Source organism: Microbispora siamensis (genome assembly GCF_016863095.1).
GTDB lineage: Bacteria > Actinomycetota > Actinomycetes > Streptosporangiales > Streptosporangiaceae > Microbispora > Microbispora siamensis.
Map to the genome: position 1 here is coordinate 36,636 of NZ_BOOF01000029.1, position 14,948 is coordinate 51,583.

The window sequence follows — 14,948 nt, forward strand, 5'->3', positions numbered from 1 at the left end:
TTGTGACGCTGTGAACCAGCGTAATCGCCCCCACCCCCTCAGGTGGCACTACCGGGTTCACTAGTTGACCCGCTGACGCACGAATATAACGGGCAGATAACGAGGCATGGCATGTGCTGGCACATGCTGGATCGTTCTGGAACGAACTGGCTCACTGTGAAGTGCTCATTCGTCTCACACGGTGTGACTTAAATCACAGTGGACGGACGAGGCCACTGTCGCACTCATGGTCACTCTGACGTGGGCCCATGCCCTGATTCACGAGGGGGTGCGGGTCCCGTGCAGTTGGTCCACGGCGGGGAACTGGCCGACGAGGCCGAGCAGCACGGGGCCGGGAGTCGACAGCGGGGTGCTGGCGGCCGACGGCACGGGGTCGACGGCCAGCGTTTGGCGAAGCGCTTGTCTGGGGGTCAAGGGGCCGTGCGCTCAAATCAGGGCCGTGAGCTGGCCACACGGCCACGGTGGGCACAGGACGTGATGGTGTCGCTGTAGGAGGTAGAGGGCGTGTCAGTGGGAATCGGGGAGCAGTCCCCCGCCGATTTCTGCCAGGGGCCGGCTACGGGTCCGAATAAATCCGACGCGGAGCCGAGGGTATTTCTGACCTGGGCAAACGTGAACCGCGGCCTAATAATTCGGGCTCGGCCGAGGGGCTGGCGGCGATAAATTCCGACCTGCTGCGCGAGCTGGCGGCCACGGGACCGGGGGAAGGGCTCGCGGTATGGGTCTGATGGGGGTTGAGAGCGCCTCGGCCTGGCCGATTTTCGCTGGATTACTTGGCGATCAGCTTGGAACGTGGGCGAACCAGCCGTGGCGCGGCAGTATCGGAGTCGTGACGAACGACGAGCGGCCAGCCGACCGCGTGACCAGCGAACCGGTAGAGGTAATGGCCTACCTCCATGCGCGGGCGTGGGCCGTCACACGCCGGATGCTCCCTCAACACGAGTGGGAGCCCCACGACGACGACGAGATCCTGCTCCGCGAGGTCCCCGATGGGCTGCTGGTGACCATCGCCCGCGCCAGCGACCGCGACGACAAGTTCGGCGTGCTCTGGTCGGGCGGCACACTCGCGGGCTTCTTCGAGCGGATGCTGGTTAGGTGAACAAGCCGGGTGCCTACGACTACGCGGCTTATCCCGTGCAGGTGCCGCCGACGGCCTGACCTATTTCCGACCTACAGCTGGGGTGGAGCGTCGTCCACCAGGCCGCGCCAGAACTGCGCGTGATGCTTTGGGCCCGCTGGCGGTCCGCTCGGCCGGTGCGCGTCCGGCATCGGCTGCGGCGCGGGCTCCTCCAGGTCGGCCGCCCATTCCTTCAAACGCTGGACCGACGGACGGCGCCGGATCTGGAAGACGTACGTCCCAGGCATGCGACCCTTTCGGGTCTCCCCCAGCCAACCGTGCAGCTCCCGCACGTACCCGTTGATTTCGGCGACGGTCCGGCCGGTGTGGCGCTGGAGCTGCTCCAGCGCCACTTCGACCTCATCGTGTCCCTCGGCCAGCCGAACCAGGAGGAGCCAGAACACGACGGCACCGTCCGACAGGGTGCCATCGATCAACTCCAGCGGAACGACGAGATAGCCGTCGTCGGGGAACGTGACCGCCGAGAAGGGCAAGGCTGGAAAGGCCGACGGCATGTTGCTGGTCACGTCAGGCCGCCCCTCGTCTCCTCGTTCCTCGCCATGTCGGCCGCGCGGGCGTAGTGCCCCTGGAACGCCACGGCGACCGTGCCCGTCGGCCCGTTCCGGTTCTTGCCGACGATCAGGCTCAGCTCGCCCGCCCGTTCCTCGTCATCGCGGTGCAGCAGGATCACGACGTCGGCGTCCTGCTCCAAGCTGCCCGACTCGCGAAGGTCGGAGACCTGCGGGCGCTTGTCGGCTCGCATCTCCACGGCGCGGTTAAGCTGGGCAAGGACGACCACGGGGACGTTGAACTCGCGGGCCAGGAGCTTGATGTTGCGCGACAGCTCGGACACTTCGACCTGCCGGTTCTCGGGTGTCCGACGGCCGCCGGCCGGGGTTCGCATGAGCTGCAGGTAGTCGATGATGACCAGCCGGGCCGGGCCGGTGTCGCGGCGGGCCATCTTCCGCAGCTCGGCGCGGATCCGGTCGACGGTGACGTTCGGGGTGTCGTCAATCACGAGGTGCGCGTGCTTGGCCAGCTTCGGGGCCATGTCGGAGAACTTCGCCCACTCGGCCTCGGTGAGCTTCCGGTCCTGCAGCCGCTTGAGGTCAATCCGGCACTCGGCGGCGAGGAGCCGCAGCGACAGCTCGCGGCGGGACATCTCCAGCGATGCCATGTAGACGGGCAGGCCGTGCCGGATGGCGGCGTGCCGCGCGACGTCCAGGGCGACGACGCTCTTACCCGTGGCAGGCCTGGCGCCCACGATGGCCATCTGGCCAGGCTTGAGGCCTCCCAGAAGGTCGTCCAGGTCCCGATAGGGCAGAGGGACCCGATCATCGTCTGCGCCGTTCTCCAGCCAATCCAGGGCGTCCCAGACCAACGTGTCGAGCGCGGTCGCCTCGTCCCCGCCGGGTTCCTGCGTGATCAGGTCCTCGTGGGCGCGACCGATCAGGCCCTCGATCTCGTCGGGGTCCCCGCTGTACCCGTACTCAGCGATCCTCGTGCCCACGCTGACGAGCCTGCGGAGCTGGGCCTGGCCCTTCACGAGCCGGGCGTAGTACGCGGCGTTGGCGGCCGTCGGGACCGTAGCCGTCAGCGTGTGGAGGTACGGGCCCCCGCCGACGCGCGCCGAATCGCCTGCCCGGGTCAGCGCGTCCAGGACCGTCACGGGGTCGACAGCCTCACCCTCGCGGTTGAGCCGCAGGATGGTCTCGTAGATGAGCTGGTGCGCCGGGCGGTAGAAGTCGGCCGGCTGGAGGATGCCCGCCACCTCGTCCACGTGGCCGGGGCTGATGAGCAGGCCGCCGAGCACGGACATCTCGGCCTCGACGTTGTGGGGCAGGGAACGGGCGAAGGTGGCCTCGGGGGCTTCGGCGGTCACTGGGCGACTCCCACGGCGGTGTAGCGGTGGCTCAGGGGGTTGCAGCGGGGGCAGTAGTAGACCTGGCCCTGGTCGTTCTCGCGGGTGCGGTCGTGGTCGTCGCACTCGCCGCACCAATCCGGCATCTCCCGGCGGGCGGGCTTGGAGGGCTCGCTGGCGGCCTGGACGCGGCCGAGGTAGTCGCGCAGCTCGTCATCGCTGATCCGCAGGACGTAGCGGGTCCAGGTCTTGACGGGCTGCTTACGGTCGGCCGCTTCCTTGTCAATCAGGGCGACGATGGCGCGAGCCTGGTCCCTGTCGATGCCGATCTGCCTGTCAACGATGTGCCGAGCGGCGCGCTCGGTCGGGAGGTCGACCACGGGGCCCGTCGGGTTGTTGGTCGTCTCCCCCTTGACGATCTCATCCTCCTCCTCGTGCCCGTGCGGCGCGTCAGGTGCGCTCACAGAGGAAGAGGAGATCTTCCTGGGGTTGTTCGAGGATTCTTCGGGGGTCGTACACGACCCCCCGCTCGGACGTACATGACCCCCCGCTCGGACGTACATGACCCCCCGCTCGGACTGCGGGGGGTCGTACATGACCCCCCGCTCATCGGGGTTATCCGCAGACTCGGGGGTGACGGGGGGTCGCACATGACCCCCCGTGCTGGCGGGCGACTCGTACGCGGGGCGCTTGCGCTCCATCGCGAGGTCGTAGACAGTCGGCCGCTTGTCGCCGCGCAGGTGCTTGGTGAGGTTCTGGTCGCCGAGCCGGATCAGGTCGCGCTGCAGCAGGACCTCAAGGTCGCGCTTGACCTGCTTCGGGGACTTACGTGCGTACCAGGCGAGGTGGTCCTTGCTCGGGTACGCACCAAGCCCGTTCTCGTCCGTGTGCTTGGCGAGCCCGATGAGGGTGGCGAGAGCGCTCGCCGGGACGTCGGGGGCGGCGTTGATGGCCCACAGGACGCCGGGGAGGCTGAGCCAGTCGTCGGCGGCCATCAGGCGCTCACCGCCACGAAGGTGGCGGGCTGACGCCCGGGAAGTTCAGAACGGGGGGGCAATGGGGTATCCTAACTAGCGGTATTCAACTAGTGCGTTTCGAGAGGTCGGGCGGCCAGGCCCGGCCTTTCGGCTTTTCAGGGGGTAGTGGCCTGCGCCTCAGTGGCGGGCCGCACGTACAGCTCCTCAATGGACACGCCGAACATGCGGGCAATGCCGGGGAGAAACGGGGTCGACGGCTGGCGCGATCCCGTGTCCCACTGGTGCACCACCTTCCTGTCGACGTTGAGCGCCCGGTATACGTCGGGCCGGGTAAATCCGTGAGCCAACCTCAGCTGACGAAAATCGATCCGATGCCTGTGCGTCGTGGGGGTCGACATTCAAATACCTCTCGGTGCTACCTGCGAAAACACGTTTTGTGAGGCCGTTTCGACCTCTCGAAAATGACGTTAGCGGAATTACGCCGTCAATCGATCACCGCCTACCAACTCGCTCGTTTAAATCCCAACTCCAAGGGCCTGAATTTCGCCATGGGCGTAATTCAAAGAATTGTGTGAGTGGGAAATCGGCCAGGCGGTCAGCGGGTGCTGATCTCGCCCTTGCGGTCGCAGCGCGGGCAGGGCCGGTACCGCCCGGCCCACATGCCGGACCTGAGCACGCCCGTGCCCTTGCACGTCGGGCAGACCTTGAGCGGGTTGCGCTTGCGGGAGATGGCAGCGATCACCAGGGCGGCGACCAGGAGGGCGATGAACAGCTCCATGGGGGGGAGTCCTTTCCAGCCTCCAGGGGGGCCTGGAGGCTGTTTTAGGGGGTGTTTCAGAAGGGCCAACTGGCCCTACCTCGCAGCTCAGGAGGGGGTAGACCCCTGGTAGGCCCTTCTGGGGAGGTAGGGGGGCCTGGTAGGGGCTCTAGGCGGCGAGCAGGGCCGCTTCGAGAGCGTCTCGGCGGTAGCCCTGGCGGTTGATGCCGCCGATCTTGAGAGGCCCAGGGGTGACGCCGTACGGGCGGAGCGCCGTGGCGATCCTGGCCGCATCCCACCCAGCGCCGAGCGAAGCGATCAGGTCTTCGGTGTGGATACGGTCGCGCTCCCCGATCGCCGCCAGGATGACCGAGGCGAGGTCGTCAGTGATCTCGGCCGCGTCGCCGTGCACGGGCAGCGTTCCCGCGGCGCGGCGCAGCTCGTACGCGACCTCGGCCACCGCGACCAGATCCGGGTCGTCGAGGAAGTACGAGCGGAGCTTGACCGGGTCGTCTCCGTCCGCGTCGAGAATCCCGACGCCTCGGTGTGTCCGCGGAATCTCCGACGCGTTGTAGCCGGCACCCGCGGCGCCCTGGCCGAGCACAGCGTTGGATGCAGTGGTGTCGGGGCAGCGCATCGCCCACCGCAGAGAGCACACGCCCTTCAGCGGGCCGGGGATCGCATCCGTGGTCATGCGCTGCGACGCCAGGACCAGCAGAATCCCCGCAGCCGGGCCGCGCGAAGCGATGTCGACCATTGCGTCCACGATCTCGTCACCCTGAGGGCTGGTCACGTAGTAGCGGGTCTCGTCAACGACGGTCAGTTCGACGTCGACACCGAACCGCCTGCACAGCTCAGGCGTGAGCTTGGTACCTCCGCCGTGCTCGTCGAGCAGGTCAAAGACGCGCTCCATCTGCGCCTGCATCTCCTGCAGGTGGGCGAGCAGCGCGGGGGCGTTCCGCTTCACGGCAGTGTGCGCGATCTTCCGCCACGGCCGGTGGTCGCCGGCGCCCTTCCCGTCGAACAGGTGGATCTTCGGCGTGACCGCGAGAGCAGCGGCGCCGATGATGCCGTTCACGGCTGCGGACTTACCGGCGCGCGGTTCGCCCGCGACCAGCAGCGAGGCCTCCACCAGGCGCAGACGCTCCTCGTTGCCGCGGCCGTTGATGCCGGCGGGAACGCCCTGCCAGAAGTCGAGCGGCGCACGCTGGCGGGTGAGGGGAGACGGGTACAGCTGGAGGAACGGGTCCGACTCAGCGACGAAGATGACGAGCTGCCCAGCGTGCCCGTCGACCAGGTCAAACACGACCTGCGTTTCTCCAACCCCGAGCGCCGAGGCGAAGTTGCCTTCCATGCCGAGGCACTTGCGCGCTTTGTCACCCGGAGGGAGCTGCAGCACCGTCGACCAGCCGAGGCCGTCCTTGACGATCGGCTTGGCCAGGCGCATCCCCTCCTCCTTGCCCAGCTTCGCGGCCACGGCCGCCTGCACAACCATCTGCTCCCGCGGTGCCGCTCTTCTGCCCGTGTCGCCGACCATCGGAGCGGGGCGGTCCTTGATGCGCTTGCGTACCTCAACAGCGGTGCCGACACCCAGGACGGTGCTCACGGCCACGGCGAGCGCACCGGGGCCGCCGATCATGGACGCGCCGTAGGTGGTCGCGAGCGCGTAAGCGCCGGCCATGACTCCGGCCGTGCGGCGGCGGCGCTTACGGATCGACTCCAGCCACTTGAAGTCGGTTGCTCCCGCGTAGTCGTCCGCGCGGACCCACCGCCAGGCCACGCTTGCCAGGCGGCCGGTGCCCATCACGGGGGCGCTGGCCACGCGGACGGTGACGCGGGCCTGTGCGCCTACACGGGACCGGTCCCAGCGGATCACGGTTCGCGGGGCGTGCGGCTGGGACGGGCGGGCGGGAAACGGTGAGGTGGTGTCGCTGATCGGGTTGGGCTGGTCGATGCGGCGCGAGATGATGGCCATCAGGTTCTACTCCTGGGTGATCAGGTGTTGGACCGAGGCCCCGCCCGGCGTTGCAGTCGCTTGGGCGGGGCCGACTTCGTCAGCTCGGCGGGTTAGTCGAAGAGGGCGAGCTGGTTCGCGCAGGTCGCGCAGGGCTCCCAGTACCGCCGGTCGTGCCCCTTGGGGTCCCTGCACCGCTGGTCAACGGGGACGTACGGCAGGGACTGGACGTGTTCCCGCAGGTCGATTTCGGCCATGCGGCGCGCGGCCTGATCCTCGGCCGACACGCCACACGTGCAGCGCATCCGGTAGGTCCTGCTGGTCTCGCTGAACCCGCGCTCGATGACCGGGCGGTGCCGAACCGGGGCGCTCATGCCGCACCCCCGGCCAGCTCGTCGCGCAGCTGCACGGCGGTCGCCCGCGCGCAGCCGAGGGCCTTCCGGATGGCCTCGGCCGACGGCCGCGCGTCGACCTCTCCGGCCTTGATGCGGGCCAGCAGGTCGGCCCGGTGCTGGGCCAGGGAACGGCCCCGGGAGGGGGTCACCGGCCGGACAGTCGGAGGGGTATCCGATCCCTGGTCAGAGGCCGTCGGAGGGGTCGGCCGACGAGGGGCCGGGACGGGCTTCCGACCGACCGACGGGGAGGGGGCAGGGGCAGCCTTCGGGGTGCCGTGGTCCAGTTCGGTGAAGGCGGCCAGGATGATCGGCAGGGCGGTCACCACGGCGACGGCGACCACGGGGCCGAGGATGTGCAGCACGAGGGCCGACAGGCTGAACTCGTCGGCGACGAACGGCAGGTGACGCCAGGCGTTCATGCCGAGCGTCAGCGCGAGGAACAGCAGCTCGATCCGGGTCAGCGTCTTGGACTCGATCGGCCGGCCACGGGTCGCCATGTAGGCCTTCGCGCCGACCACGACCAGCAGGCTGATCGACATGAACGGTTCCACGAACCACGCGAAGATCCAGGCGGGGGACCACATCGCGGCGCCCTCGGCCGCGAAGGTCTGGACGCCCGCCGTCGACCAGGTGAGCGCCAGCGCCAGCGACACCATGGACGCGGTGACCAGCACGCGGCGCATCCGCGCGGCCTGCCACGCGCGCATGACCGGGTCCTGGGCCAGCTCGTGCAGGCGAGCCGCCTCGTGGGCCTTCTTGCGCCGCTCGCGCACGCGGTCCGTGTCGAGCCGGAGCGGGGTGTCGTCCCGCTGGAGTTCCTCCAGCAGGGCGGCCTCGGCCACCTCGGCGCGCAGGGCCTTGACCCTCTTGGTCTCGCCGTCGACGGCCGCCGACGCGGCGGGCACAGGGGCCGGCTGCTGGCTGGCCAGGAATGCCTCGGCCCCGCTGATCAGCGCGGAGATGTCCTCCGGCTCCGGGGTTCCTGTAACGTCGTGCATGGGTCCTCTCCTGGTTGAGCAGGTGGGGGTCAAGGCCCTGAGCAGGTGTTCGCTGCACCGGCTTGGGGCCGATTTGTGATCAGGCGACCTTGTCGCCGAGGACGTCGCGACGTCCCTCGTAGGTGTCGACCAGGTGCAGGAGCACACCGGCGAACGCGCCGAGCGCACTCGTCCGGCCTTCGCCCTCGGGGAGCCGGTAACCGTGCTGCTCCAATACCTTGGTGACGTCGTAGATCAGTCCGATGTTGAACCGGCCGTCGTCGGCCATCACGTAGCTCCTATCCGTGTCTTTTCGGAGCATTCGGCAAGACGACCATGTTGAGCGCCATGCTCTCCCTCGCGGGTCCGGCGGAGCGCCTGCTGCTGGTCGAGGACTCCGCCGAGTTGCAGCCCCTGCACCCTCACGTCGTACGGCTCGAGGCCCGGCCGCCGAACCTGGAAGGCGCGGGTGGGGTCGGGCTGCGCGATCTCGTACGGCAGGCCCTCCGGATGCGGCCCGACCGCCTGGTGGTGGGCGAGGTGCGCGGAGCGGAAGTCGTCGACCTCCTGGCGGCGCTCAACACGGGCCACGAAGGGGGCTGCGGCACGCTGCACGCCAACAACGCCGCCGACGTGCCCGCACGGCTGGAGGCTCTGGCCTGTGCGGCGGGGTTGTCGCGGGAGGCGGTGCACAGCCAGATCGCCGCCGCGCTCGACCTCGTCATCCACCTCGTTCGGGAGGCGGGCGGCGGCCGTCGCAGGGTGTCGGAGATCTGCGTGCTCGAACGCGGCCCGTCCGGCCTGGTGACGGCGGTTCCGGCCCTGACCTTCGACCCGGAAGGCCGGGCCCGCCGGGGCCCGTCATTCGACGCGCTACGAGCACGCTGCCCGGCCTCGTGGCCGTCATGACGCCGCCGGGTGGGCTGCTCACGGGGCTGGCCGCGATGCTCGCCGCCTTCTTCGCCGCCTGGGTGTGGGCCGGGCCGGATTCCGGGACGACACGGCTGGCGTTCCTCACCCGGACGCGGCGGCCGAGGGACATGCGCAGGTTCTGGGTGGCACTCACCCGCCGTCCACGGCCATGGGCGACGGCGGCGGCCTGGCGGGCGGCGTCCATCGAGCTGTGCCAGAGCCTGGCGGCCGAACTGTCGGCGGGGAGGACTCCTGGTGATGCCCTCGCGCGGGCCATCTCCTCGGTCAGCCCTCCCGATCCGGCCGCGCTCGCCCCGGTGGTCGCCGCCGCCCGGGATGGCGGCGACGTCGCCGCGGCCCTGGTGAACGCCGCCCCCGCCCGCGGCGGCGAGGGCCTCGTCCGGCTGGCCGCCTGCTGGCGGGTGAGCGTGGCCGTGGGCGGCGGCCTGACCGCGCTGGTGGAACGGGTGTGCGCCTCTCTGCGGGAGGCACAGGCCCATCGGGAGGAGGTGGCCGCCCAGCTCTCCGGACCTCGGGCGACCGCCCGGATGCTGGCGGGCCTGCCCGTGCTCGGCCTGCTGATGGCCGCCGGGCTCGGCATGAATCCGCTGGCGTTCCTGTTCGGCGGCCCGGCGGGGTTCGCCTGCCTGGTCGTCGGGCTCGCCCTCGACGCCGTCGGCGTCTGGTGGACCCACCGGCTCGTCACGCGGGCGGAGGAGCTGACGGTGCCGTGATCATACGGCGCGGCGATCGGACGGCGCCGTTATCTGACGGTGGTGGTCGCACGAGGCCGGGGCCGGGCGGTCCTGATCGGGCGCTCGGGGACGGCGCGCACCGAAGACGCCAACGGTGCGGGCGGCGGGAGGCGCCAGGCCGGCGTCTGTCGCGAGTGGTGAAGAGGACGGCCGTCGTCGTGGAGGGCAAGCCGTGGTCCTGCCGGAAGACGGTTGTCCCGCTGGAGACGGATGTCCTGCTGGAGAGGGTTGTCCGCTGAAGACGGACGTCCCGCTGGAAAGGGGGCGAGACATGATCGCCTTACTGGCCGGGCTCCTGACCACGCTGGCGATGCTGGCATGGCCGGTTGCTCGTTCGCCGGCCGTGCGGCTGAACGCCATCGCGTCGTCGGCGTCGTCGGAGGTGCAGACCCGGGGGTCACCGGGCGCCGCGCCGGTGGGCGCGAGCGCGGCACGTCGGGGGGTGGCCGTCGCGGCACCCGTGGGACTCGCGCTGTTCCTGCTTCTCGGTGGCCCGGTGGGGGCGCTCGTGGGGACGGTGACGGCCATCGGTCTGTTCGTCGCCGTTAGCAGGCGGGAACCGGCCGAGGTCAGGCGCCGCCGGGAGCGTATGGGGGCCGACCTTCCGTTCGCCGTCGATCTGATCGTCGCCTGCCTCCGAGCCGGACAACCGATGAGCGGGGCCGTCGAGACGACCGCCGTCGCGATCGCGGGCCCGGTGGGCGAGCGCCTCTCATGGGCCGGTGCCCAGATGCGTCTGGGTGCTCCTCCCGAGGAGGCATGGGCCGCTCTGCGCGATGACCCGGCGCTCGCCGCCCTCGCCAGGACGATGATCCGGGCTGCCCAGAGCGGTGCGCCGGTCGCCGACGTCCTCACCCGGCTCGCCGACGACGCCCGGCGTGCGGCTCAGGCGACGGCGTCGGCCGCGGCGCGAAGAGTGGGCGTCCATGCCGTCGCACCCCTCGGGCTCTGCTTCCTGCCGGCCTTCGTCTTCCTGGGGATCATCCCCATGGTCGCGGGTCTGGCGGGTCAGATCCTCCTGCCATGAACAACCTGTGGACAGTCTCATCCACACCTGTGGACAGCAGTCGGGGCAAATAGTGCAGAAGCTCCCCAATAGCTGGTCGTCGATCCACAGCTGAGGGTGCTGTCGTTGTGGACAACTGTGGTGGCAGGGCTCTTGTCCACAGAACCCCGCTCGGCCCGAATCCCTCCGCCCGTGATCCCGCAGTCTGGCCCCAGCACGGGCGGAGGGGCCGCCCCGAGCGGGTCAGGAGGACCGATGAGCAAGCACGCCGCGACCGGCCAGAGGAACCAGACGGGCACCATCCTCCGGCGGCGAGACGGTGACTCTGCGGGCCGTCACAGGGCTCGGCCGGCACGATGGACGGCGCTGGTGCGCTTCGCGCGAAGGGCGCTGGTGAGCCGCTCACGGAACGCCGCCCGGGCGACGTGCGACGCCCTGCGGCGGTCGTCCGCCGCGCTGCGGCGTCCCGCCGCCCGGATCTCGTGCCGCGCTCGGGAGCTGAGCATCCAGTGGGCGGTACAGGCCAGGACGAGGGCCGACGCGGGCATGTCGACCGCGGAGTACGCCGTCGGCACGATAGCCGCCTGCGGGTTCGCCGCACTGCTCTGGAAGGTGGTCACGAGCGCCGAAGTGAGGTCGATGCTCGCCGCGCTCATCCAAAAAGCGCTCAAGCTGGCCGCCTGAGGCCCTGGTGGTGCGCCGCTGTGCCTGGGTGCCGCGACGTCGTGTGGTGGACGGCCGGCCCCGGCGGGAGCGAGGCTCGGTGACCGCGGAGACCGCTGTCGCCCTACCGGCCCTCGTGCTGGTGCTGACCGCCTCACTGTGGGCGGTGACGATCGCGGGCGCGCAACTGCGATGCGTCGACGCCGCCCGGGCCGGCGCACGCGCCGCCGCGCGGGGCGAGGCAGCCGAGGAGGTGAGCAGGGCAGTCCTGCGACTGGCTCCCGAGGGTGCCTCGGTGTCCATTCGCACGGGAGCGGACACCACCCGGGTCGAGGTCATCGCGACGATCCGGCCGCCGTTCAGGTCGCCGCTCCCGCCGGTTCGCCTCCGGTCCGCCGCCGTCTCCGCCACCGAACCCGGCGTTCTCTCGCCATCGAGGGCGGATACGGGGGAGACCCGGCCTCCGGACAGCGGGGAAGACCTGGCCGCTCCGCGACCGGGCGAACGCGAATGATGAGCGGCTCACAAGCCACATGAACACGGCCGGCAGTCGCCCTGAACACATGGGAACGCAGTCGGTGGACGGCCCCTGAGCCGGAGAAGCGTGATGGCGGATCACTCCGAACAGCGAGGACGTGTGGATGACGGATCGTTGCGGACGCGAAGGCATGCGAATGAGGAGATTTCAGGCCTGCGAGGACAGAGCGCGTTCCAGGCGGGAACGCGGCTCGGCGACCATCTGGACGATCGCTCTCATGACCGCCGTATCGGCGGTGGCGATGGTCGTCGTCCAGGTGGGCGTCGCCCGCGTGGCGCGGCACCGGGCGCAGAGCGCCGCCGACCTCGGCGCGCTCGGGGCCGCTCGCGTGGCGCTGGCGGTCCCGGATGAGGCGTGTCATCGCGCGGAGGCCATCACGGTCGCCAACGGCGCCTCGCTGCGGTCGTGCTCGCTGTCGGGCGGCGTCGCCGAGGTCGCGGTAACGGTGCGGTTCGTGGTCCCCCTCCTCGGTCCCACGACGGCCGCTGCCTCCGCCTCGGCGGGTCCGGTCGGCGCCCCTGCGTGAGCGGGTTGCTTGGCCGGTCCGGTTGGTGTCATGGCATGAGTGGGTTGATCAGCGAGGTTCGGCCGATGCCGCCGCATGAGCGGTTGTTCGGTCGGCCGTCCGGTGCCGCCGCATGAGGGCGATCGCCTTATCGAGGCCCGAGTCCCGTCCGGCGGGATCCGCAGGGCAATGTGCGCCACCGGTCGCTTTGGGGCCGACGGGCATATCACGCAATTTGGATCTTCCGTAATGTGAGACTACTTGTGTCGCAATAGAATCACGACTTCTTAGACATTCGGTCCAAGAGTGGACGGCTGGCGTAAAGTGCCGCGTACTCTCAGTCGCCGTACGCGTTCGGCCGAGGCAGTCGGGGCGGACGGTACTCCACGAAGGGATGCGTCGTGACCAGGGTTCGTAGGCTGGGCACAACGGCGATGATCGTTCTGGTGGCTCTGGTGTCCGCGCCGATGATCGGCATCGCACCCGCGAACGCGGCCGACGCCGAGATCCTGTCTCCTGCGGACGGCGCGGTCGTCAAGTCGTCCGGTGCGGTGGCTGTGTCCGCGAAGACGGACTGGTACCAGATCAGCATGGCCCTTTACATCGAGGGCCCTTCCGTATCCCGGCAGAAGATCGCTTCTGGCGGCGCGAACCAGACGATCAGCGGATCCTTCGACCCCGGCGACGCCCCCAACGGGACGTTCACGGTCAGTTTGTTCGGTGAGGTCACGCACAAGACCTACGCCACCTCGACCTTTGTGCTCAGCAGGCCGCCGGAGGCTCCCTCCGGCGTCGAGGCACAGCTCAAGAACCCCTCGACAATCCTGGTCAGCTGGGCGAAGGGTGCGGAGCCGGATCTCCAGTCGTACGAGATCACCTCGGTCAAGGCCGGCAAGTCCGGCTCCGTCTCCGCCGACTCCGCCTGCTCCGGTTCGACCTGTCAGACCAGGCTCGCGCTTCCATCCGGTCTGGGTGGACAGAAGGTGGACGTCTCCGTCCGCGCGTTCCGGTCGGACGGCACCGGCGGCACCGTCGCATCTCAGCGCTCCGCGGCCGTGTACGTGACCGTGCCCGCCCCGAAGCCGTCCCCGAGCCCCTCTCCGACGCCTTCCAAGAAGCCGGGCCAGGCGGCGGTCAAGTCGCCCGCCGCCAAGACCCCGAAGACGCACCAGACCACCGCCGTACCGAACCCGGAACCGGCACTGCCTCAGAACACCGCGCTGCCCAAGGACACCGAGCCGCCGAAGGACACCGAGCTCACGCTGCCGGAGGCGAACGGTGGCAGCGACCAGACCGAGCCGGTGGTCATCCCGGAGAAGACCGACGACCCGAAGATGACGGCTCAGTCCTCGTTCCTGCCGCTCGGCGGGCTGAGCTTCGGCGTGTACGTCGCGCTCGCCGTCGTCCTGCTGCTCACGGGCGCGAACCTGGGCGCCTGGCTGCGGCGCAAGGGCCTGACGAGTGACAGCGCGGGCGAGGGACGATCCGGTGGCTCGGAGCCACGGCCGGTGGCAGGAAAGACGGGCGCCTCGCCTCAGGCCGCCACGGTGGCGAGTGGCGCGGCCGCGTTCGGCGGCGCCGCCACGGCGAAGGCCCGGGGGAAAGCGCCTGTCCGACGTCCCTCCGTAATCCTGGCCAGGCCGAAGGCCCGCGAGAATCTCCCGGAGGCGGAAGGCGACACCGAGACCCTCCTGGGTGCCGTTTCCTCGACGAGCGAGAGCACGGGCACGATCCCGGGTGTGGGCACGGTCATCGACAGCGACACCGGCACGGGCACGATCCCGGGTGTGGGCGCGGGCACGGACACGATCCCGGGCGTGGGCGCGGGCACGGACACGATCAGGCACACGGGCCAGGAGACCGCGCTGTCCGATCAGGAGCCGGCCGCCTCTCTCGACCGGCCGGACCGGCAGGAGCCGCTGTCGGCTGCCGCTGAAAGCTCAACTGCTGACAGCCCTACCGCCGAGATCAGTTCAATCGCTGAGACCAGCCCTGGTGTGACACTCGCGGCCGAGGCGACCTCCGCTGCCCCCACCACCGAGGACCGCGCTCCCGGTGACCCGGCTTCCGGTGCCCACCCGGCCGACGGAAGTGCTTCCGGCGCAAATCCGTCGAACGGCGCCTCCGTGGACTCTGCCGTCGCCCGTGCGGCTTTCCCGACATCGCCGTCCGGTGTTGTCATGGCCTCCGCCGCCGCAGGCGAATCGCCCGTGCAGTCCGCGCTGGACCAACTGGCCTCGCTTCCTCCGCTGACCGCACGGCTGGACGACGGCGGCCGGACGGCCCCCGATCCCGTATCGCTGTCTCCGGCGGCGCAGCCCGGTCAGATGCCGGTGGTCCCCGCGCCAGTGGTCCGTGTGCCGGCGGTGCCCGCGGGTGCGGCGTTCAACGGCGAGATGCCGGAACGGCCTCTCCGCCAGCCCGAGCCGGACGTCTGGACGGAGGACGACGACAGTCTCTACTCCGGCCGCCACCGCGACCTCTGACGGTCGTGCGTTCCCGGCACCTGCCGGGACACGTGCCTTGGGTGC

General features: G+C 70.1%; 17 protein-coding genes and 1 pseudogene. 8 read left to right on the top strand and 10 right to left on the bottom strand.

Annotated features, from left to right (window positions below; translation table 11 throughout):
• Window positions 1-258: 258 nt before the first annotated feature.
• Window positions 259-414: a hypothetical protein gene (locus Msi02_RS23745; protein ID WP_204050328.1), complete on the bottom strand. Its 156-nt coding sequence runs from the start codon at window positions 412-414 to the stop codon at window positions 259-261.
• A gap of 415 nt (window positions 415-829) precedes the next feature.
• Here Msi02_RS23745 and Msi02_RS23750 point away from each other — a divergent pair, with 415 nt between their 5' ends.
• The gene (locus Msi02_RS23750) at window positions 830-1,099 is read left to right on the top strand and encodes a hypothetical protein (protein WP_204050329.1); all 270 of its coding nucleotides are present in this window, start codon (window positions 830-832) and stop codon (window positions 1,097-1,099) included.
• Between the two features lie 71 nt (window positions 1,100-1,170).
• Here the strand turns inward: Msi02_RS23750 and Msi02_RS23755 are convergent, their stop codons facing one another.
• The 9 genes from Msi02_RS23755 to Msi02_RS23795 form a co-directional block, all read right to left on the bottom strand.
• A complete protein-coding gene (locus Msi02_RS23755; RefSeq protein ID WP_204050330.1) occupies window positions 1,171-1,644 on the bottom strand; it encodes a hypothetical protein in 474 nt (157 codons plus the stop codon).
• Entirely contained in the window at window positions 1,641-2,999 is a 1,359-nt protein-coding gene (gene dnaB / locus Msi02_RS23760; protein ID WP_239108650.1) for a replicative DNA helicase, read from the bottom strand. The genes Msi02_RS23755 and dnaB overlap by 4 nt, the downstream gene beginning before the upstream one ends.
• Entirely contained in the window at window positions 2,996-3,973 is a 978-nt protein-coding gene (locus tag Msi02_RS23765) for a hypothetical protein (RefSeq protein ID WP_204050331.1), read from the bottom strand. Before Msi02_RS23765 ends, dnaB begins: the two co-directional genes overlap by 4 nt.
• 137 nt (window positions 3,974-4,110) lie before the next feature.
• Window positions 4,111-4,353: a helix-turn-helix transcriptional regulator gene (locus tag Msi02_RS23770; RefSeq protein ID WP_204050332.1), complete on the bottom strand. Its 243-nt coding sequence runs from the start codon at window positions 4,351-4,353 to the stop codon at window positions 4,111-4,113.
• Window positions 4,354-4,550: 197 nt separating this feature from the next.
• On the bottom strand, window positions 4,551-4,733 hold the full coding sequence (locus tag Msi02_RS23775; protein WP_204050333.1) for a hypothetical protein: 183 nt from the start codon (window positions 4,731-4,733) through the stop codon (window positions 4,551-4,553).
• 148 nt (window positions 4,734-4,881) lie between these two features.
• Complete coding sequence (locus tag Msi02_RS23780; RefSeq protein ID WP_204050334.1) at window positions 4,882-6,687, bottom strand: FtsK/SpoIIIE domain-containing protein; 1,806 nt, start codon at window positions 6,685-6,687, stop codon at window positions 4,882-4,884.
• 92 nt (window positions 6,688-6,779) lie between these two features.
• A complete protein-coding gene (locus tag Msi02_RS23785) occupies window positions 6,780-7,040 on the bottom strand; it encodes a hypothetical protein (RefSeq protein WP_204050335.1) in 261 nt (86 codons plus the stop codon).
• Entirely contained in the window at window positions 7,037-8,059 is a 1,023-nt protein-coding gene (locus Msi02_RS23790; RefSeq protein WP_204050336.1) for a hypothetical protein, read from the bottom strand. Before Msi02_RS23790 ends, Msi02_RS23785 begins: the two co-directional genes overlap by 4 nt.
• A gap of 79 nt (window positions 8,060-8,138) precedes the next feature.
• Window positions 8,139-8,327 carry a hypothetical protein gene (locus Msi02_RS23795; protein ID WP_204050337.1) on the bottom strand — a complete coding sequence of 63 codons (189 nt, stop codon included), beginning with the start codon at window positions 8,325-8,327 and terminating at the stop codon, window positions 8,139-8,141.
• Window positions 8,328-8,362: 35 nt separating this feature from the next.
• On the opposite strand from Msi02_RS23795, the pseudogene Msi02_RS23800 reads away from it, so the two are divergent.
• From Msi02_RS23800 to Msi02_RS23830, 7 genes and pseudogenes are all read left to right on the top strand, one after another.
• Window positions 8,363-8,947 (top strand): annotated as a pseudogene (locus Msi02_RS23800) (TadA family conjugal transfer-associated ATPase); the annotation flags it as partial.
• Window positions 8,944-9,684, top strand: coding sequence for a type II secretion system F family protein (locus Msi02_RS23805; RefSeq protein WP_204050338.1), 741 nt, complete (start codon window positions 8,944-8,946; stop codon window positions 9,682-9,684). The pseudogene Msi02_RS23800 and the gene Msi02_RS23805, both read left to right, overlap by 4 nt.
• Before the next feature lie 292 nt (window positions 9,685-9,976).
• A complete protein-coding gene (locus tag Msi02_RS23810; protein WP_239108651.1) occupies window positions 9,977-10,732 on the top strand; it encodes a type II secretion system F family protein in 756 nt (251 codons plus the stop codon).
• 372 nt (window positions 10,733-11,104) lie between these two features.
• Window positions 11,105-11,395, top strand: coding sequence for a DUF4244 domain-containing protein (locus Msi02_RS44300; protein ID WP_308441830.1), 291 nt, complete (start codon window positions 11,105-11,107; stop codon window positions 11,393-11,395).
• Window positions 11,396-11,474: 79 nt separating this feature from the next.
• A complete protein-coding gene (locus Msi02_RS23820) occupies window positions 11,475-11,888 on the top strand; it encodes a TadE family type IV pilus minor pilin (protein ID WP_204050340.1) in 414 nt (137 codons plus the stop codon).
• Between the two features lie 160 nt (window positions 11,889-12,048).
• Window positions 12,049-12,438, top strand: coding sequence for an Rv3654c family TadE-like protein (locus Msi02_RS23825; protein WP_275414168.1), 390 nt, complete (start codon window positions 12,049-12,051; stop codon window positions 12,436-12,438).
• 380 nt (window positions 12,439-12,818) lie between these two features.
• A complete protein-coding gene (locus Msi02_RS23830) occupies window positions 12,819-14,903 on the top strand; it encodes a hypothetical protein (RefSeq protein WP_204050342.1) in 2,085 nt (694 codons plus the stop codon).
• The last annotated feature ends 45 nt before the right edge of the window (window positions 14,904-14,948 follow it).

Bases quoted from the DNA above. Each gene is read 5' to 3' on its own strand.
- Msi02_RS23790 (WP_204050336.1), bottom strand. From the start codon at position 8,059: ATGCACGACGTTACAGGAACCCCGGAGCCGGAGGACATCTCCGCGCTG.
- Msi02_RS23825 (WP_275414168.1), top strand. From the start codon at position 12,049: ATGAGGAGATTTCAGGCCTGCGAGGACAGAGCGCGTTCCAGGCGGGAA.
- Msi02_RS23805 (WP_204050338.1), top strand. From the start codon at position 8,944: ATGACGCCGCCGGGTGGGCTGCTCACGGGGCTGGCCGCGATGCTCGCC.
- Msi02_RS23770 (WP_204050332.1), bottom strand. From the start codon at position 4,353: ATGTCGACCCCCACGACGCACAGGCATCGGATCGATTTTCGTCAGCTG.
- Msi02_RS23780 (WP_204050334.1), bottom strand. From the start codon at position 6,687: ATGGCCATCATCTCGCGCCGCATCGACCAGCCCAACCCGATCAGCGAC.
- Msi02_RS23785 (WP_204050335.1), bottom strand. From the start codon at position 7,040: ATGAGCGCCCCGGTTCGGCACCGCCCGGTCATCGAGCGCGGGTTCAGC.
- Msi02_RS23765 (WP_204050331.1), bottom strand. From the start codon at position 3,973: ATGGCCGCCGACGACTGGCTCAGCCTCCCCGGCGTCCTGTGGGCCATC.
- Msi02_RS23795 (WP_204050337.1), bottom strand. From the start codon at position 8,327: ATGGCCGACGACGGCCGGTTCAACATCGGACTGATCTACGACGTCACC.
- Msi02_RS23775 (WP_204050333.1), bottom strand. From the start codon at position 4,733: ATGGAGCTGTTCATCGCCCTCCTGGTCGCCGCCCTGGTGATCGCTGCC.
- Msi02_RS23810 (WP_239108651.1), top strand. From the start codon at position 9,977: ATGATCGCCTTACTGGCCGGGCTCCTGACCACGCTGGCGATGCTGGCA.